Raw genomic sequence first — 19266 nt, 5'->3', positions numbered from 1 at the left:
AGCATGGCCAGACTATGGCACTCCGGGCCATGCCGCCGAGCACGCTTATAGAACACTTCGCCACTGAAGAGGTAACCCATGGAACACCTTAAGGGCGTTACTCGCCCTCAACAGTACCGAGCGCTATCGTTTAGTACCCTGGCCTTTACGACCTGTTTTGCGGTCTGGACGATCTTTTCCATCATCGGGGTGAAAATCAAACAAGACCTGGGCCTGAATGAAACCCAGTTCGGCATTCTGGTGGCCACACCGGTACTCACCGGCTCTATCAGCCGCATCTTTCTGGGCATCTGGACCGAGCAGCTCGGCGGACGGCGCGTTTTCAGCCTGCTGATGCTGGTCACCGCCGCCTGTGTTTTCCTGCTGTCCTACGTCGAATCCTATGCGATGTTTCTCGTCGCGGCACTGGGCGTGGGCCTGGCCGGCGGCTCGTTTATCGTCGGCATCGCCTATACCTCTTACTGGTTTGAAAAGGAAAAACAGGGCACGGCACTGGGCATTTTCGGCGCGGGCAACGCCGGCGCTGCGGTAACCAACTTCGCCGCTCCCTTTTTGCTGCTGGCGGTCGGCTGGGAGAAAACGGCCGTCGTCTACGCCGTTGTGCTGGCGGTGATGGCTGTGGCCTTCTGGGTTTTCACACAGGAAGATCCGCTGACCCGCTCGCGGCGCGGTCAGGGCGGCAAGGCAACGTCTGCCATCGCCCAGCTGGCACCGCTTAAGGATATTCGGGTATGGCGTTTTTCTCTTTACTATTTCTTCGTCTTCGGTGCCTTTGTTGCGCTGGCTTCGTATCTACCCCGCTACTATGTCGGTGCCTACGAAGTAAGCATCACCGTGGCGGGCACCCTGGCGGCGCTCTATACCCTGCCGGCCAGCGTTTTCCGGGCCTTTGGCGGCTGGCTATCGGATCGTTACGGCGCTCGGGTTATCATGTATCTGACGTTTTTTGCCTCTCTGGCCTGCCTGTTTTTGCTGGCTTACCCGGAGACCCGCTACGTGGTACAGGGCAAGGAAGGCGAAATCGCCTTCTCCATGGCTATGCCGCTGTGGGGCGTGGTGATCATCACCGTGCTGCTGGGTTTTTTCATGTCGCTGGGCAAAGCGGCGGTCTACAAGCATATTCCCGTCTACTACCCCCACAACGTCGGCTCTGTCGGTGGCCTGGTCGGCATGATCGGCGGGCTTGGCGGTTTTTTCCTGCCGATTCTGTTCGGTGCAGTGCTTGACCTCACCGGCATCTGGACCAGCTCTTACATGGTGCTGTTCGTGCTGGTCGCCGTTTCTCTGGTTTGGATGCACGCCGCCATTCGCCGCATGGAGCGCCGGCAGATTCCCGAACTCAGCGAGGAGCGCTATCGCTACCTGCCGGAAGTGCAGGACCCAACGCACACGCCGTCTCGTTAACAAACCCTATCGCCGCTAGTATACTGATGGCCGTGACTCTCACGGCTATCAGGAGTGAATCATGGCAGGTGGCTGGACGCGCGACGGCGCCGTACAAGACCAGATTGACGCCAGCGTGGAAGACGCGGTAGAGCGTGCCAGAAGCGACTTGCACGCCGGCGACTCGGCGGCGTTTTGCGAAGAATGCGACGCGCCCATCCCCGAGGCGCGGCGCAAAGCGATTCCCGGGGTTCAACTATGCATTGATTGCCAGGCCGAGCGAGAAAAGCAGCGCAACGCATCGGGCGGCATCAATCGGCGCGCCAGTAAAGACAGCCAGCTGCGCTAGTACCCGATCGCCAGATCGCGGCGGTGCTCTACCAGCCGGCGATGGGTCAAGGCCACACCTTCGCCCTGGGCGGCAAGCGTGAGCGTCGATTGACACCTTCAGGGCACCTATCTGGACCTTGACCTGCTCGAATCACGTTTGCGCGTGCTGGCTCGCCGGGCGTAAGGCCAGCGTTCGCCCCGCCAATGTTCAACAAAGCTAAATACGCCGCTAGACGAGAGCAGCCGGGGAAAGCAAAAATCAGGAGGTCTGAAACGAGGAGTTTGAAACTGAGGCTTTGAGACAAGGGGCTAAAATGGAGGCGGCCCCAAAAGCCACATCCCGGCACACGCATCCACCACTACCGTTGCTCCCTTCCGGGCCTGGCGGGGTTCGCGGTTTCGCGTTGCGAGAGGACCTAAGGGGCCACCATCGCCGCAGGCTGGCGCCTGCGCTTTTCGCCGTGGTGGCTACGCCCTGATTCGAACAGGGGACCCCATCATTATGAGTGATGTGCTCTAACCAACTGAGCTACGTAGCCTTTTCGCCATCAGCGGGGACGTATTGTGCCTTCAGTTTGCGGCAAAGGCAAGCCCTTTTTCCTGCCCTTGCCGCCGATGGCGTTACCCGACTCGCATCAGTTCAGCGCGGAGCGCACGGCCGGCGCGCCCGGTTCACCGTTCACGGTGGTAACCCCGTCAAGCCAGCCATCGAGCACGTCGTCGTTGGCTTTCAGATAGGCCCGGGCGGCATCCCGAGGGTCTTCGCCCTCGTCCATGATGCTGGCCATCAGCCGGTTTTCCATCTCCAGGGTGAACGACAGGTTGTCCAGCAGCGCGCCGACGTTGGGGCACTCTTCCACGTAGCCTTCGCGGGCGTTGGTGTACACCGTAGCGCCGCCGAAGTCAGGACCGAAATACGCATCCGCGCCGGACAGGTAGGCCATGTCGAAGTTGGAGTTCATCGGGTGCGGCTCCCAGCCCAGAAATACCATCCACTTTTCCTTGGGCGTGCGGGCCTTTAGCTCGGAGAGCATGCCCGCCTCGCTGGAATCCACCAGCTGCCAGCCGTCCAGCCCGTAAGCGCCATCATCGATCATGCCCTGGATCATCTGGTTGCCGTCGTTGCCGGCCTCGATGCCGTGGATGCGGGCATCGAACTTGTCTGCGTGATCGGCAAGATCAGTCACCGAGGTCACCCCGGCGTCGTAGACGTACTGGGGAACGGCCAGCGTATACTTCGCCCCCTCCAGATTGGCACTCAGACGCTCAACGCTGCCGCCGTCGACGTAGCGGTCGCTGATGGTCGCCATGGTCGGCATCCAGTTGCCGAGAAAGACGTCGAAATCGTTGTTCTTCATGCCCGAGTAGGCAATCGGCACGGAAACGGTATCCACTCGGGTGTCATAGCCCAGCCCTTCCAGCACCTCAGCGGTCAGTGCCGTCGTTGCGGTAATGTCCGTCCAGCCGACTTCGGCAAAGCGTACGGTATCGCACTGCTGGGCCAGTGCAGATGCCGGCATACCGGCGGCGAACGTCAGGGCGGCAACCCAGCGCAGGGAAGACGAGGCAGACAAGCTCATGGGATTTTCTCCGAACACGTTGTTAATTGAACGTTCAATAAAAAGATGTCACGCTACACAGGTAATCACGCCTTCACGCTGGTTTCAAGGGCAACACGCCAGGCCATGATGCAATACGCGCATTGAACAATGGCATAATCGCCCGCTTTATCATGTCTTGTTCAACACGTTTCAGGAGGTACCGCCGTGCCCAAGGTGGGAATAGAGCCAATACGCCGCCGGCAGCTGATCAACGCCACCATGGGCGCCATTGATGAAGCCGGGCTGGCCGACGCCACCATTGTGCGCATCGCACGACGTGCAGGCGTATCAACAGGCATCATCAGCCATTATTTCGGCGGCAAGGACGGCCTTCTGGAAGCCACCATGCGCCAGATCCTCACCGATCTGGGCAATGCCGTCGGCGAGCGCCGGCGCAGACTTGCCGACGATTCGCCCCGGGCCTGCATCGGCGCGGTGATCGAGGGCAACTTCGATCGCACCCAGGTCACCGGGCCCGCTGCCAAGACATGGCTGGCGTTCTGGACGAGCAGCATGCACAAGCCGGCCCTTGCGCGGCTGCAAAACGTCAACGACCGTCGCCTATACGCCAACCTGTGCTTTCACTTTTCGCGGGTGATGCCCCGCGCCCAAGCTCGCGACGCCGCCCGGGGCCTGGCGGCGATGATCGACGGACTGTGGCTGCGCGGTGCACTCACGCCCGACGGGCTCGACGCCGAAAGCGCCCGGCGCCTGGCGTTTGCCTGCCTTGATCAGCTGTTGGCCCAACACGGCGGCACGCCGGCCGCCGCTACAGGAGAAACTCATGGTTAATGCTATTCAGCCGCTCTATATCGACGGCTCCCCCGTTGTTGCGACGTCAGGCGATACGTTCGATGTGACCAACCCCTTTGATGCCAGCCGGCTGGCCACCGTCGGCCAGGCAAGCCGGGAAGACGTGGATACCGCAGTGGCCAGCGCTGCCCGGGGGCAGAAAATCTGGGCGGCCATGACCGGCATGGAGCGCGGCCGAGTGCTCAACCGCGCCGCCGCCATGCTGCGCGAGCAAAACGACGCCCTGGCCGCGCTGGAAACCCGCAACACCGGCAAGCCGCTGAGCGAAACCGCCGCGGTGGACGTGCAGACCGGCGCCGATGCGCTGGAGTATTACGCCGGGCTGGCACCGGCCATCGAGGGCAGCCAGATTCCGCTGCGCGAGACTTCCTTCGTTTATACCCGCCGGGAGCCGCTGGGCGTGATCGGCGCCATCGGCGCGTGGAACTATCCGCTGCAGATCGCCTGCTGGAAAGCCGCCCCGGCGCTGGCCGCGGGCAACGCCGTGGTGTTCAAGCCCAGCGAAGTCACCCCGCTTACCGCGCTGAAGCTGGCTGAAACCCTCACCGCTGCCGGCCTGCCCGACGGCGTGTTCAACGTAGTGCACGGCGACGGCCGCGTGGGCGAAATGCTCACCGGCCACCCCGGCATCGCCAAGATTACCTTCACCGGCGAGGCCGGCACCGGCCGCCAGGTGATGGCCGCGGCCGGCGGCTCCACGCTGAAAGACGTCACCATGGAGCTTGGCGGCAAGTCGCCCATGCTGGTGTTTGCCGACGCCGATCTGGACCGCGCCGCCGACGCGGCGATGATGGCCAACTTCTACTCCAGCGGCCAGGTGTGCACCAACGCCACCCGGGTATTTGTCGAACGTTCGGTGAAGGACGTTTTCGAACACAAGCTGCTGGAGCGCGTGGCGCGCATTCGCGCCGGCGACCCGCTGGACCCCGAGGTCAACTTCGGCCCGCTGGTGAGCTTCGAGCACCAGCAAAAGGTGCTGGACTACATCGCCCTGGGCCGCGAAGAAGGCGCGCGGGTGCTGACCGGCGACGACGCGGCCTTTACGCAGGGCACGTTCGCCAACGGCGCCTGGGCGGCGCCCACCATCTTTACCGACTGCCGCGACGACATGCGCATTGTGCGCGAGGAAATCTTCGGCCCGGTAATGGCGCTGCTCGCCTTTGACGACGAGGCCGAAGCCGTTCGCCGGGCCAACGACACCGACTACGGGCTGGCCGCCGGCGTCTTCAGCGAAAGCCTCAACCGCGCGCACCGCGTCATCCATCAGCTGGAAGCCGGCATCTGCTGGATCAACACCTGGGGCGACTCCCCCGCGGAAATGCCCGTGGGCGGCTACAAGCGCTCCGGCATCGGCCGGGAAAACGGCGTGGAAACCCTGGCCCACTACACTCAGACCAAATCGATCCAGGTCGAAATGGGCCCCTTCGAATCAGCGTTTTAAAACGCCTCAAGGAGACTGCCATGTCCCGGACACGTGAATTCGACTACGTCATCATCGGCGCCGGCTCGGCGGGCAACGTGCTCGCCGCGCGCCTGACCGAAGATCCCGACACCACCGTTTTACTGCTGGAGGCCGGCGGCCCCGACTACCGCCTGGACTTTCGCACCCAGATGCCCGCGGCCCTTGCCTACCCGCTGCAGGGCACGCGCAACAACTGGGCCTTTGAAACCGACCCGGAGCCGCACATGGGCGGCCGGCGCATGGAATGCGGGCGCGGCAAGGGCCTGGGCGGCTCGTCACTGATCAACGGCATGTGCTACATCCGCGGCAACGCCCTGGACTATGACGGCTGGGCGCAGCGCCCGGGGCTTGAAGACTGGGACTATCTGCGCTGTTTGCCCTACTTCAAGAAGGCCGAACGCCGAGACATCGGCGCCAACGACTACCACGGCGGCGACGGCCCCATCGACGTGGCCACGCCCAAGCCGGGCAACAACCCGCTGTACCGCACCTTCATCGACGCCGGGGTGCAGGCCGGCTACGCCGAAACCGACGACGTCAACGGCTACCGCCAGGAAGGCTTTGGCCCCATGGACCGCTTTGTTACGCCCAACGGCCGGCGCGCCTCCACCGCCCGGGGGTATCTCGACACCGCCAGAAAGCGTGACAACCTGACCGTGGAAACCCACGCGCTGACCGACGTCATCGAGTTTGACGGCAAGCGCTCCGTGGGCGTGCGCTACGCGCGCAAGGGCAAGCCGCAAAGCGTGCGCGCCCGGCGCGAGGTGCTGCTGTGCGCCGGCGCCATTGCCTCGCCGCAGATTTTGCAGCGCTCCGGCGTCGGCGATCCGGCCCTGCTTGAACGCTTCGGCATTGCCCCCGTTCAGGCGCTGCCCGGCGTGGGCGAAAACCTCCAGGACCATCTGGAAATGTACCTGCAGTACGAGTGCAAAAAACCGATTTCGCTCTATCCCGCGCTCAAGTGGTACAACCAGCCCAAGATCGGCGCCCAGTGGCTGTTCGGCGGCACCGGCATCGGTGCGAGCAACCAGTTCGAGGCCTGCGCTTTCATCCGCTCAAGCGAAGACGAAGCCTGGCCCAATCTGCAGTATCACTTTCTGCCCATCGCCATCAGCTACAACGGCAAAAGCGCGGTACAGGCCCACGGCTTTCAGGCCCACGTAGGCTCCATGCGCTCGGAAAGCCGCGGCCGGGTGCAGCTCACCTCCACCGACCCAGCGGCCGCGCCCAGCATTTTGTTCAACTACATGGCCACGGAAAAAGACTGGCAGGAGTTTCGCGACGGCATCCGCCTGACGCGCGACATCATCGCCCAGCCGGCGTTCAACGCCTATCGGGGCCGGGAAATCGCCCCGGGTGCAGATGCGCAAACCGATGTCGAGCTGGACGATTTCATCCGCAACAACGCCGAAACCGCCTACCACCCCTGCGGCACCTGCCGCATGGGCGATGACGATATGGCAGTCACCGACGGCCAGGGCCGAGTGCACGGCGTTGACGGCCTGCGCGTGGTGGATGCCTCGCTGTTTCCGGTGATTCCCACCGGCAACCTCAACGCGCCGACCATCATGCTCGCCGAAAAGATCGCCGACCGGATTCGCGGCCGCGAGCCGCTGCCCCGGGCCGAGGTGCCCTACTACGTGGCAGGCCAGCCGGCCGGCGACGACGCGGCCAAGACCGGCTGATGCGATAGCGGCCCGGCGGCAAACGCCGGCAGCCTGCTACCCGCTCTGAAAAAGCGCTGCGGCCCGATCGCAGCGCTTTTTTGTGCCCGTCTGCGCTCAGCTCTACATTGACAGACAGCGCCGGCCTGCCCGATGCGGTGGCTCATAAAATGCCTCACGAAAACGACACGGCGCTTGCACGCTGCGGGCCGTGTCTGCCACTATCCAAACAGGCATCCAAACAACTGTTTGAAACCGGTTGCAACGCTGAGGCACAACCGCCGTAACGTTCGATGCCCCCACACAGACCGGCGTCTCGCTCGGACGCCATCGGGAGAAAACCTATGCTCACCCTGCTGCTGATCGCGCTGGCCGTGGCTGGCCTGCTGATAACAATGCGGCGCGAAGCCGGTGCCGGCGCCGCCCTGCTGGCCACCGGCATCCCCGGCCTTTTGGGCCTTGTCGCGGGCACGCCGGTCATCGGCGTGCTGCTTTTGATCGTCGCGGCGGCCATTGCCGTGGCCGGCCTTCCGGCGCTGCGCCGGCGCTGGCTCACCCCGCGCCTGTTTGCGCTGTTTAAAAAAGTAGCACCCAAGGTGTCGGCGACCGAGCGCACCGCGCTTGAGGCCGGCACCGTCGCCTGGGACGGCGAACTGTTCTCGGGCCGGCCCCAGTGGCACAGGCTGCTGGCCTATAGCGACGCCGGTTTGACCGACGCCGAGCAGGCGTTTCTCGACGTTCAGTGCGCCCGCGCCGCCGGCATGTGCAACGCCTGGGACATCACCCGGGAGCGCGCCGACCTGCCCCGGGCGCTGTGGGACTATCTGAAACAGGAAGGCTTTTTCGGGATGATCATCCCCGAAGCCTACGGCGGTCTGGGCTTTTCCGCCAAGGCGCAGTCCATGGTGCTGCAAAAGCTTGCCGTCAACGAGACGCTGATGGTCACCGTAGGTGTGCCCAACTCCCTGGGCCCGGGCGAGCTTTTGCTCAAATACGGCACCGAAGAGCAGAAAAACCACTACCTGCCCAGGCTTGCCGACGGCCGGGAGATTCCCTGCTTTGGCCTCACCGGCCCGCGGGCGGGCTCGGACGCCACCTCACTGCCGGATACCGGCATCGTCTGCAAACAGACCGTAAACGGCGAAGAAGTGCTGGGCGTGCGCCTGAACTTTGAAAAGCGCTGGATCACGCTTGCCCCCATCGCCACCGTGGTGGGCCTGGCCTTTCGCCTGTTCGACCCGGATCATCTGCTAAGCGAGGAAGCCGACCGCGGCATTACCCTGGCGCTGGTCCCCCGGGATACCGCGGGCATGGAAATCGGCCGGCGCCACGCGCCCATCGGCAGCCCGTTTTTGAACGGCCCGATCAAGGGCCGGGACGTGTTCGTGCCGCTTTCCACCGTCATCGGCGGCGAGGCGATGATCGGCGAAGGCTGGCGCATGCTGGTGGAATGTTTGTCCATCGGCCGCTGCATCACTCTGCCCTCCGGCGCTACCGGCACCGCGCGCTACGCGCTGGGCTGGAGCGGCGGCTTTACCCGCATTCGCCGCCAGTTCAACGTGCCGGTCGCGGATATGGAGGGCGTGCAGGAGCCCCTGGCGCGCATGGCATCGCTTGCCTACATTGCCCGGGCCACGGTCTACCAGACCGCCAACCTCATCGACCACGGCGAAAAGCCCGCCGTGCCCTCGGCGATTTTGAAAAGCCAGCTCACCGAGTTCCAGCGCGTGCTGCTCGGCGATGCCATGGACGTCCACGGCGGCAAGGCGGTCACGCTGGGCCCGCGCAACTATCTCGGCATCGGCTACAGCGCCAACCCGGTGGCGATTACCGTGGAAGGCGCCAACATCATGACCCGCAACCTGATGATCTTCGGCCAGGGGGCGATCCGCTGCCACCCCTACGTGCTTGACGAGCTCGCGGCCAAGGACGCCGACGACGCCTACGCCTTCGACAAGGCGTTTTTCGGCCACGCCGGGCTGATATTCGGCAACGCTGCCCGTGCGTTCACCATGGGGCTTGGGCTGGGCAGGGCCAAGGTGCCCTTCAGCGAGCCGGCGCGCACCTACGCCCGGGATATTTCTCGGCTTTCCGCCGGTTTCGGCCTGTGCGCCGATGCCGCCATGGCAAGCCTGGGCTCGGCGCTAAAAAAGCGCGAAATGCTCTCCGCTCGACTGGGCGATGTGCTTTCCAACCTCTATCTGGCCTCGATGACGCTCAAACACTGGGAAGCCGGGAACAGAGTCGAAGGCGAAGAGGCGCTTTTGCACTACAGCTGTCGCTTTTTGCTCTATCGCGCCGAGCAGGCGCTTGTGGAGATCTTCGATAATCTGCCCAACCGCGCGCTGGGCAAAACGCTAAGGCGGATCGTCATGCCCACTGGCCGGCGCTGGCATACGCCCCACGACGATCTGGCGCGGGATATCGCCAAGCGCGTATCAACCCACTCGGCGCTGCGCACGTATCTTCTGGAAAACACATGGGATAAAAACGACGGTGACCAGCCCAATCCGCTGGCCACGTACAACGCCCTGCTGGCCGACTACGATCGCGCCGAGGCGCTGTACCGCACGCTCAACCGCGCCTACGCCAAGGGTGAGCTTCCCGAGACTGCGCTGCACCCCGAGCAGCGGGTCGAAGCCGGGCACAAAAAAGGCCTGATCAGCGACGAGGACGCGCAGTTCATGCGCGGCTTTGAAGCCGAAGTGCTGGAGCTTCTCACCGTGGACGACTTCGCCTTTGACGCGCTGGCCAGCAACAAAGACGAGGTGATTGACCACCTCGGCCAAGCGCCCTCTGCCTGAGCGTTCAACGTTTTACCCGCCAACCCGCCAACCCGCATCGCCCCGGCCCGCCGGGGCGATGCGTTTTTGTGGCAGGTTGCAAGGGCGCAGGCGACGGGGGCTAAAGCGGCCAGCGCCACAAAATCACAGGAATGGCCACGGCCATGACGATAAGCGAAAGCGGCAGGCCCAGCTTCCAGTAGTCGCCAAAGCGGTAGCCTCCGGGGCCCAGCACCAGCGTGTTGGACTGATGCCCGATGGGCGTTAAAAAAGCGCAGGAGGCGCTCACCGCAATCACCATCAAAAACGGGTCCAGCGAGACGTTCAACCCGTTTGCCAGGCTGGCCCCGATGGGCGCCATCAAAACCGCCGCTGCGGCGTTGTTGACCACGTTGGACAACAGCATCGAAACGACGAACAGCCCGACCAGCGTCACCACTGCCGGCCACTGGCTCCCCGCCTGAAGCATACTTTCGGCAATCAGCTCAGCACCGCCGCTGCTGTCCAGCGCCTTGCCCACCGGCAGCATCGCGCCCAGCAGCACAATCACCGGGCCGTCAAGCGCCTGATAGCCTTCGCGCAGGGTAAGCACCCCCGCCAGCAGCGTGACCACCGCCGCTGCGCTAAGCGCGACCGCGGCCGGCAGCCAATCCAGCAGCATGGCGATAATCGCCAGGCCGAATACGCCAAGCGAGAGCGCCATCTTGCGCGGCTTGCCAAACGTCAGCTCGCGGTTTGCCAGCGGCAAACAGCCCAGGGTAGCAAGACTTTCATGCATCTCGCTTTCGCTGCCCTGAAGCAGCAGCACATCCCCGGCCTGAAAGCGGATATCACGCAGGCGCTGCTTTAGCCGGGTGCCGTCCCGGGCCACGGCAACCAGGTGCAGCCCGAACTGATGCTGCAGCCGCAGCTGGCGCACGCTGCGATGGATCATCATTGAATCGTTGCGCACCACCGCTTCCACCAGCTGCAGCCCTTCTGTGTCCACTGCGCGGGAGCGGCCGTCACTTTTATCGGCATCGGCACGCGCATCCTGGTGGGCCTGCGGCTTCGAGTCCTTGCCGGTATCGTCGGGCTCACGAACCACGCTCAGGCCGAGCTTGTCTTCGAGCTGCTTGAGCTCATCGGTATTGGCTTCCAGCAGCAAAATATCGCCGGTTTCAAGCGCGCCGTAAAACGCATAGCCGGCGCGGCGCTTGTCATCGCGCACCACGGCCAGCACCGGAACCGCCTCGTCGATCTCCTCGCGCAGCTGCTGCAGCGTCAGGCCGTTGGCCCCGGCGTCTTCGCCGACTTTCAGCTCGACCAGATAGCTTGCGGTATCAAACATGTCGCTATTGGCAGCCTGCCCGGCACGCCGGGGCGTTAAACGCCAGCCCACCAGCACGATAAACCCCATCCCGGCCAGCGCCACTGCCGCCCCGACCGGAAAAAAGCTGAAAAGGCCGAAATTCTCACCGGTAATGTTGCCGCGAAAACTGGCAATAATGATATTGGGCGGCGTGCCGATCAGCGTAGTCAGCCCGCCCAGCAGCGAGCCAAACGCCAGCGGCATCAACAAAAGCGACGACGAGGTATCGTGTTCGCGTGCCAGGCGCAGCGCCACCGGCAGCAAAAGCGCCAGCGCGCCGACGTTGTTCATGACCCCGGAAAGTACCACCACGGTTCCCACCAATACCGTTAGCTGCAGCGTCAGCCGCTCACCGGCTTTGAGCACCTGCTCGGCGATCAGATCCACCACGCCGGCCCGCTCGAAGCCGCGGCTTAGCACCAGCACCGCCGCCACGGTAATCACCGCTGGATGACCAAAACCGGCAAACGCGTCGGCGGCGGGCACCAGCCCCAGCACCACCGAGGCCAAAAGCGCGCAGAGGGCGACCAGATCGTAGCGCACGCGCCCCCACATAAAGGCGACAAGCGTTACCCCCAGAACCACAAACGCCACAGTGCTAGGCGCTATGCCAACGGGCAGCGTGTCCAACATTCCGGTCTCCTGTCAGGACGGAAAGGCGTTATGAAAGCAGCCCGCGATACGCGCGGGCAATAAAAACGGGTACCTGCAAGAATACAGGTACCCGTCGAGGCGTCATGCTATGGCCGTCAGGCTATGCGTTGCCGGCCTTGCCCTGGGGCTCGGCTTTTTTATCCTTGCCGCTTTGGTTCTTGCCGTTTTGCGCGCCGGCTTCGCCACCTTTCTGCTTAGGCGCGGGGTCAACGTTTGCGTCTTGGCCCGGCTTACCGGCGCCGCGCTGGCTATCGGACGATTGCCGGTCTGACATGTGTTGCCCGGCTTTTTTACCTTCGGGTTTTTTGCCTTCGCCCTTCTTGTCTTCAGCCTTCTTGCCTTCAGCCTTCTTGCCTTCGGCCTTTTTACCTTCGCCTTTTTTGCCTTCGCCCTTAGCGCCTTTTTGTCCGGCGCTTTGCGGCTTGGCGCTGTCCTGGGTCAGCTGCTGTTCCAGCGAGCCAAGCTCGGTGCGCCACTGGTCAAGCTGGCTCTGCAGGCTTTCCAGCTGCCCCTGGCGCCGGCTGATACCGCTATTGACCTTGTCTAACGTGCCGCTGCCGGCAGTCAGTTCGCGGGTCAGCTCACCGAGCTTGCTGCGCGTTTGCTCAAGCTCTTGCGCCTGCGCGCCGCGTTTATCTTCCAGCGCGGCGGCTTTATCCCGCAGCGCTTTAATATCGTCGCGCAGCGCGTTACGCGTTTGGCTCAGCTCGTCACGCTCGCGGGTAACGCGGGTGATCTGCTGGCGCACGCCGTCCAGCTCATCTTCTGCGCTGTCGATATCCTGCTTAAGCGCTTGCAGGCGCTCTTCGGCCGCCTGGCGCTGCTCTACCGCCTGCTGGCGCTCGTTTTCTGCCTGCTGGCGGGCCTGCTCCGCCTTTTGCCGCGCGTCTTCCGCGCTTTGGCGGGCTGCTTCGGCTTCCTTGCGCGCCGCTACCGCTTCGTTTTGCGCGGTCTTGATCTGCTCTTCCTGTTCGGCAAGCTCGGCAAGCTCCTGCTCGGTATCGCGCACCTTCTGGTTGAGCGTCTCAAGCTTTTGCTGCTGGGCCTCACGCTCGTCTTGCTGGCTTGCCAGCGCCGCTTCGGCGTCTTCGATCTTGCCGCGCGTCTCGTCCAGGGTGGCCTGGGCGCTGTCCTGCTGCGCTTTAAGCGAGGCAATCTGCTCTTCCAGCCGGGCTATATTCTGCTCGGCTTGTTGCTTTTCGGAGAGCTGATCGTTGAGCTGGCTGTTTTTCTGCTCGATATCGGAGAGCCGGTCGTTAAGCTGGCTGTTTTTCTGCTCGACATCGGAAAGCTGGTCGTCGAGCTGGCGGTTTTCCTGCTGGGCATCGGCCAGCTGGCCTTCCAGATTTTCGATGCGCTCACCGCGAGAGCCGGCGCTGGACTGGGCGATAATCGCCCATACCACGGCAATGGCGGCCAAACCGGCAATCGCCTTGACGCGGTTGTCTTTCATCAGCGAGCCCGCCGCAGGCGCAGCCGGCGACGCTGGCGTGCGCGCCTGAGACGCGCCGCTGTCGGCGGCCGCGCCGGACTGGCTGCTCTGGCCATCGGCCGACGGCTGCTGCGTATCCTGCGTCTCGCCTTTGGCATCGGGCTTGCTTTCTGCCGGGTCCGAATCTTTCGCGTGATCGTCTTGTGAGCGCTGATCTTCTGGACGATGATCATCTGCCATAGTGGACTCCCCTTTGCATTGACGCGGTCAATAAAACGTGATGAATGAGACGATACAGTAAGACTGCGCATACCGCCCGCTTGAACGGCCGCCCCTTACCAGCATACACACCGAGTCGCGTCTGGCTACCCGCAGCGCCGTTGCTAGGTCACACCGCGCGCCGGCGCGGGCCGATCCTCGTCGATAAAGCTGTAGGCACGGCCACCGGGCGCATTAAACCAGGCAAGCGAGCGATGAAGCTTGACCACCTCGCCGATGAGCAAAAGCGTCGGCGATTGGATCGCATCGGCCCGGTCGCATTCAGGCAGGGCCCCAAGGGTGCCAATATGCACGGTCTGGTCTCGCGTGGTGCCCTGGGAGACCAGCGCCAGCGGCGTATCCGGGGCCAGACCGTGCTCGATGAGCCCCGCGCTGATCGCCGCCAGGCTGGTCAGGCCCATATAAAACACAAGCGTTTGCCCCGGCCGCGCAAGCGAGGCCCAGTCAAGCTCGCAGCGCCCGCTTTTCAGATGCCCGGTGACCAGCCGCACCGACTGGGCATAGTCGCGGTGCGTCAAAGGGATACCGGCATAGCTTGAGCAGCCCGAGGCGGCGGTAATGCCGGGGATGACTTCCACCGAAATCCCCTGCTCGACCAGCGTTTCCAGCTCCTCGCCGCCGCGGCCGAAAATAAACGGATCCCCGCCTTTAAGCCGCACTACGGCGTACCCTTTAAGCGCCCAGTCCGCCAGCGCCTGGCTAATATCTTCTTGCGCTACGCTATGGTGGGAGCGCACTTTACCCACGTACCGTCTGTGCACGCCGGCCGGAATAATCGCCAGCACTTCCTGGCTGATCAGGCGATCGTGAAGCACGATATCGGCGTTTTGCAGACGCTGATAGGCTTTCAGCGTCAGCAGCTCCGGGTCGCCGGGGCCGGCACCGACCAGGCTGACGCTGCCGGACGGCTGGCGAGAAATTTGATCCAACAAAGCCACTAAACACCTCGACAAGAGTCTACAACCGGGGAAATTCCAAAGAGAACAAAAGCAAGATAGCGAACTTTACGCCGTCTCAGAAGCAATCCATCACAAAAACACAAGATTGAAAAAAATCGCGATGCGATCGATAAAACATGGACAGTGGCAGAGTATCCGCCACGATGGCATGATGATGGACCCATGGGGCCGGCGCTTTGGCGTTATCGGCAAGCGTTTTGTCAACGCCAAAGCCGCTTCATTACCACACCGCCAGCAACGAGGTAGTTCTATCCATGTTCGAGCATATTGAGCGAGTCCCCGGCGATGCCATTCTCGGGCTGATTGAGGCCTTTAAAAAAGACACCAATCCGCAAAAAGTTGATCTCGGCGTCGGCGTGTATCGCGATGCCGCCGGCAATACGCCGGTCATGCGGGCGGTGAAAGATGCCGAAGCTCGCCTGCTCAACAATGAAACCACCAAAGCCTACATCGGCTCTCACGGCGCGCCGGCCTACGCCGATGCGGTGCTGCCGCTGGTGCTGGGCGCCGACTCTCCGGTGCTGGAAGCCGATCGCGCCAGCGCTACCCAGTCTCCCGGCGGTACCGGCGCACTGCGCCTTGCGGCAGACTTCATCGCCAAGGAGCTGCCCGGCAAGGGCATCTGGGTCAGCGATCCGACCTGGCCCAACCACCACGGCATCTTCACCGCGGCCGGCATCACGCTGCACAAGTACCCTTACGTGGACGCCGACAACCGCCTGGACTTCGACGGCATGCTGGCCGCGCTGAAACAGATCCCCGAAGGCGACGTGGTCGTGCTTCACGCCTGCTGCCACAACCCCACGGGCTTTGATCTCTCTGCCGAGCAGTGGCACGCCGTGCTGGAAGTGGTGCGCAAGCGCCGCCTGCTGCCGCTGATCGACTTCGCCTACCAGGGTTTTGGCCAAGGCCTCGACGAAGACGCCTACGGCGTGCGCCTGTTTGCCGAGCAGCTCGACGAAGTGCTCATCACCAGCTCCTGCTCGAAGAACTTCGGCATCTACAACGAGCGTACCGGCTGCTTGATCGCCGTGGCCAAGGACGCCGAGCAGAAGGACAACGTGCGCTCGCAGTTTGCCATTGTCGCCCGGGAGAACTATTCCAACCCGCCGGCCCACGGCAGCTCGATTGTGGGGGAAATTCTCCACGATCCGGAACTTGCCGCCACCTGGCGCGAGGAGCTCACCGAGATGCGCGACCGGGTCAACGGCCTGCGTCAGGACTTCGTCAAGGCGCTGGAACCTTACGGCCTGGCCGACAAGTACGCCTGCGTGGGCGAGCAGCGCGGCATGTTCTCCTACACCGGCCTGACGCCGGATCAGGTAGACCGCCTGCGCGACGAGTTCGGCATTTACATGGTGCGCTCGGGTCGGGCCAACGTGGCCGGTTTCTCCCGGGAAAACCTGCCCTACATCGCCCGCGCCATTGCCGTGGTCAACGGCGTCAAGGTCGACTGATGCTGCATTGATTCGGCGCCGCGATTGCGCGCCGCCTCTACACGCCCGGCCGTGCCCTGCACGGCCGGGCGTTTTACTGCAAAGCTCGCCGCCAGCGTGTACAATCCGCGCCTTCGCCGCCAGAGCCTGGGGCGCCCGTGCGGCGTCTCACGCTTGCGCAGCGCTTGACCGTTCAGTCAGCAATACGCTGCGCCTCCCACTCAAGCGCAACCAAGAGGCTTACCATGGCGGCCGACCACTCTCACGACGCTTCTCTTTCTACCCACCCTCGCATCCGCTATCCCTGGTACAAAAAAGAAGATACCGACGCGTTTTTTGCGCTGTTTCAAAACAACATTGCCAATTTCGTCATTATTGCCATCTCCATGCTGGGCATGGGCTTTCCGGCGTCTATCGTCTACGGTCAGGTGCTGCCCGGTGCTGCCATGGCGGTCATGGTGGGCAATTTCTACTACGCTTTTACCGCCGCGCGGCTGGCCCGGCGCGAAAACCGCAGCGACGTCACCGCGCTGTCCTACGGCATTTCCACCCCGGTCATGTTTGTATTTTTGTTCGGCGTGCTGCTGCCGGCCAAACAGCTCACCGGCGACGCTGAGCTTGCCTGGAAAGTCGCCGTGGCGGCGTGCTTTATCAGCGGCGGCATCGAAGCGGCCATCAGCCTGGTGGGCCGCTGGGTGCAGTATCACCTGCCCCGGGCCGCCATGCTGGGGGCCGTGGCCGGGGTGGCGCTGACGTTTATCGCCGGCGAGATGCTGTTCAAAACTCTGGAAATTCCGCTTGTCGGACTGGTGGTGCTGGCACTGATCATCGTGGGGCTAATCGCCCGGGTCAGCATGCCGCTGCGCATTCCCACCTCGCTGTTTGCGATTATTCTGGGCACGCTGCTGGCCTACCTGATCGGCGAAGCCGACGGCAACACGTTCAGCGATGCCTTCACGCACCTGGGGTTTTATCCGCTGCTGCCCAACGCGGCGTGGTTTGAAGGGCTGGGGCTTTTGTTTACCGGAATGCTGGCCGTTCTCACCGTGGTGCTGCCCATCACGCTGTATAACGCCATTGAAACCATGAACAACGTCGAGGCCATGGAAGCCGCCGGCGACAAGTACGACGTGCGCGAGTGCCAGGCCGTGGACGGCGCCGGTACGATGATCGGCGCGCTGTTTGGCGGGGTGTTCCCGACCACGGTATACATCGCCACCGTCGGTGCCAAATGGATGGGGGCCGGACGCGGCTACAGCCTGCTCAACGGCGCGGTATATGCGCTGGCCACCATGTTCGGCCTGATCGCCGCGCTGGCGGCGATTATCCCGGTCTCGGTGGTCGCACCGATTCTTGTGTTTGTGGGGGTGTCCATGATCGCCACGGCGTTTCAGTCCAACGATACCCGCTACTATCCGGCCGTGGCCCTTGCCATGCTGCCCTACTTTGCCAACTACCTGATGACGCGGTTTAACCGCGACGCCGGCGAGGTGGTCAGCGGTATTTCCAGCTCGATTGAAGCGATGGGCCAGGGGGCCATGTTCATGGCGATTTTCCTCGGGGCGATAACGGTATCGGTCATTGATCATCAGTTCCGCCGGGCTGCGGCTTTTGCCGTACTGGCCGCCGGCTTTGCCTTTGTCGGGCTGATGCACGCGTCGAAAATGGCCTTCAACGCCGCGCCGGACTTTGTCATCGGCTATCTGGCCATGGCGGTGTTGTTTATCTACTTTGCGTTCCAAAAGCGCCGCAGCAGCGAGATGTAACCCCTGCTGGCCGTCAAAGACTCATAGCCTGCCGGAGGGCTGCCCCAGCGGCAGGGCTATGCCTTGATCATTCGCCGCAGCAGCTGCCAGGCCACAAAGCCCGCCAACAGGTTGCCCAAAGCCGCCCCCGCGGCGAGCCCTGCCCAGCCGCCAAGCTGCATACCTGCCCACAGACAGGGCAGGTAGCACACAAACAGCCGTACCCCCGACATGGCCATGGACCACAGCGGAAAGCCCAGCGCGTTGCCCGCCGACACCACCAGCATGCACACTCCCAAAGCGGCGTAGCTGGGCAGCAAAAAGCGGATCAGCAGCGTAAGCTCTTGCTGCACCGCGGGCTGGCCGGCCAGCACCGTGGCGACCCAGTGCCCGGCCAGCGCCATGATGCCCCCAAGCGCCAGCTGCCAGACCACCGCAACCGTTAGCGCCAGCCGCATCAGCCGGCGTATCTGGGGCCAGTCGCCGGCCCCGTAGCAGCGCCCGAGCCACGGCGGCAGCGACATGGTCAACGCCAGAATCGCCATCAGCGAAAGCGTCTCCAGACGGCTGGCAAGCCCCCAGGCAGCCACGAAGGTTTCACCCAGCGAGGCCACCACGGCCACCGCCAGCATGGCAGAAAGCGGCGGCATGAGCTGGCTGATCATCGCTGGGCCGGCAATACCGGCAAAGGGCCTGAACGATTGTCGAGCCTCGGCGCCAAGCCCCCGGCGGGTCAGCCACTGGCGGCGGGTCAGCCGATGCAGGGTAATGCCCAACCCCGCGGCAAAGGCGATGACGCTGGCCCAGGCCGCACCGGGCAGGCCCAGCCCGCCAACGGGGCCAACGCCAAAAATCAGCACTGGATCAAGCGCCAGGTTAATCAGGCTGGTCACCAGCATCATGTTGCCGGGCAGGCGCGTGTTGCCGTGAGCGCGAAAAACGCTGTAGGCAAAGTACGCCAGCGCGCCAAGCCAGCCGGCCAGCAGCTGCACCGGCCAGTAGCGGGCAATATAGCCAAGCGCGGCATCGTCTGCGCCCATGGCAATAAACACCGGCCGCTGGCCTAGCCAAAGTCCCAGCGCCAGCGCGCCGATCATCGCACTGCCTGCCATCAGCACCAGCGTACTCAGCCGCCGGGCACGCGCGTGCTGCAGCGCGCCCAGCGCCCGAGAAATCAGCGCGGCGATGGCAATGCCGATACCCACCTGAAAGCCGATCAGTAAAAACGACAGCGGAAAGGTAAACGACTGGGCCGCCAAGGGCCCGGTACCCAGCCGGGCAATAAAGGCGCTGTCCACCAGCTGAAAGCCCAGAAGCGAGAAAACGCCGATCGCCATAGGCCAGGTTTGCTGCCATAGCTGCCGGCCCAGCGAT

The 19266-nt window shown here is 63.5% G+C and carries 13 protein-coding genes, 1 tRNA gene and 1 other RNA gene; 8 read left to right on the top strand and 7 right to left on the bottom strand.

The genetic code is table 11. The features are described from left to right. Nucleotides 1-78 precede the first annotated feature (78 nt). Nucleotides 79-1404: an MFS transporter gene (locus ABD654_RS09600; RefSeq protein ID WP_344704648.1), complete on the top strand. Its 1326-nt coding sequence runs from the start codon at nucleotides 79-81 to the stop codon at nucleotides 1402-1404. A 61-nt stretch (nucleotides 1405-1465) separates the two neighbouring features. Then, the gene (locus tag ABD654_RS09595) at nucleotides 1466-1732 is read left to right on the top strand and encodes a DksA/TraR family C4-type zinc finger protein (protein WP_344704646.1); all 267 of its coding nucleotides are present in this window, start codon (nucleotides 1466-1468) and stop codon (nucleotides 1730-1732) included. 305 nt (nucleotides 1733-2037) lie between these two features. On the opposite strand, the gene ffs is transcribed toward ABD654_RS09595, so the two are convergent. From ffs to ABD654_RS09580, 3 genes are all read right to left on the bottom strand, one after another. Beyond that, an RNA gene (gene ffs, locus ABD654_RS09590) (signal recognition particle sRNA small type) lies at nucleotides 2038-2134 on the bottom strand. A 41-nt stretch (nucleotides 2135-2175) separates the two neighbouring features. Continuing rightward, nucleotides 2176-2252 (bottom strand) — tRNA-Met (locus ABD654_RS09585). A 96-nt stretch (nucleotides 2253-2348) separates the two neighbouring features. Beyond that, complete coding sequence (locus ABD654_RS09580; protein ID WP_344704644.1) at nucleotides 2349-3293, bottom strand: choline ABC transporter substrate-binding protein; 945 nt, start codon at nucleotides 3291-3293, stop codon at nucleotides 2349-2351. 186 nt (nucleotides 3294-3479) lie between these two features. On the opposite strand from ABD654_RS09580, the gene betI reads away from it, so the two are divergent. The 4 genes from betI (at nucleotide 3480) to ABD654_RS09560 (ending at nucleotide 10057) form a co-directional block, all read left to right on the top strand. After that, the gene (betI, locus tag ABD654_RS09575) at nucleotides 3480-4106 is read left to right on the top strand and encodes a transcriptional regulator BetI (RefSeq protein ID WP_344704642.1); all 627 of its coding nucleotides are present in this window, start codon (nucleotides 3480-3482) and stop codon (nucleotides 4104-4106) included. After that, the gene (betB, locus tag ABD654_RS09570) at nucleotides 4099-5568 is read left to right on the top strand and encodes a betaine-aldehyde dehydrogenase (RefSeq protein WP_344704640.1); all 1470 of its coding nucleotides are present in this window, start codon (nucleotides 4099-4101) and stop codon (nucleotides 5566-5568) included. Before betI ends, betB begins: the two co-directional genes overlap by 8 nt. A gap of 20 nt (nucleotides 5569-5588) precedes the next feature. Further along, entirely contained in the window at nucleotides 5589-7274 is a 1686-nt protein-coding gene (gene betA / locus ABD654_RS09565) for a choline dehydrogenase (RefSeq protein WP_344704638.1), read from the top strand. A gap of 323 nt (nucleotides 7275-7597) precedes the next feature. Continuing rightward, nucleotides 7598-10057, top strand: coding sequence for an acyl-CoA dehydrogenase (locus tag ABD654_RS09560; protein ID WP_344704636.1), 2460 nt, complete (start codon nucleotides 7598-7600; stop codon nucleotides 10055-10057). Between the two features lie 100 nt (nucleotides 10058-10157). On the opposite strand, the gene ABD654_RS09555 is transcribed toward ABD654_RS09560, so the two are convergent. The 3 genes from ABD654_RS09555 to cobA form a co-directional block, all read right to left on the bottom strand. Beyond that, nucleotides 10158-12020, bottom strand: a complete 1863-nt coding sequence (locus ABD654_RS09555) for an SLC13 family permease (protein ID WP_344704634.1) — start codon at nucleotides 12018-12020, stop codon at nucleotides 10158-10160. A gap of 121 nt (nucleotides 12021-12141) precedes the next feature. Beyond that, nucleotides 12142-13713 carry a coiled-coil domain-containing protein gene (locus tag ABD654_RS09550; RefSeq protein ID WP_344704632.1) on the bottom strand — a complete coding sequence of 524 codons (1572 nt, stop codon included), beginning with the start codon at nucleotides 13711-13713 and terminating at the stop codon, nucleotides 12142-12144. 143 nt (nucleotides 13714-13856) lie between these two features. Continuing rightward, entirely contained in the window at nucleotides 13857-14690 is an 834-nt protein-coding gene (gene cobA, locus ABD654_RS09545; protein ID WP_344704630.1) for a uroporphyrinogen-III C-methyltransferase, read from the bottom strand. Nucleotides 14691-14965: 275 nt separating this feature from the next. On the opposite strand from cobA, the gene ABD654_RS09540 reads away from it, so the two are divergent. Next, a complete protein-coding gene (locus tag ABD654_RS09540) occupies nucleotides 14966-16168 on the top strand; it encodes an amino acid aminotransferase (RefSeq protein ID WP_344704628.1) in 1203 nt (400 codons plus the stop codon). 224 nt (nucleotides 16169-16392) lie between these two features. Continuing rightward, on the top strand, nucleotides 16393-17913 hold the full coding sequence (locus ABD654_RS09535; RefSeq protein ID WP_344704626.1) for an NCS2 family permease: 1521 nt from the start codon (nucleotides 16393-16395) through the stop codon (nucleotides 17911-17913). A gap of 56 nt (nucleotides 17914-17969) precedes the next feature. Here ABD654_RS09535 and ABD654_RS09530 read toward each other — a convergent pair whose 3' ends face one another. After that, nucleotides 17970-19229: an MATE family efflux transporter gene (locus ABD654_RS09530; RefSeq protein WP_344704677.1), complete on the bottom strand. Its 1260-nt coding sequence runs from the start codon at nucleotides 19227-19229 to the stop codon at nucleotides 17970-17972. Nucleotides 19230-19266: the final 37 nt, after the last annotated feature.

It is taken from the genome of Halomonas cibimaris (assembly GCF_039537045.1).
GTDB lineage: Bacteria > Pseudomonadota > Gammaproteobacteria > Pseudomonadales > Halomonadaceae > Vreelandella > Vreelandella cibimaris.
This window is presented reverse-complemented; position numbering and strand designations above follow the sequence as displayed.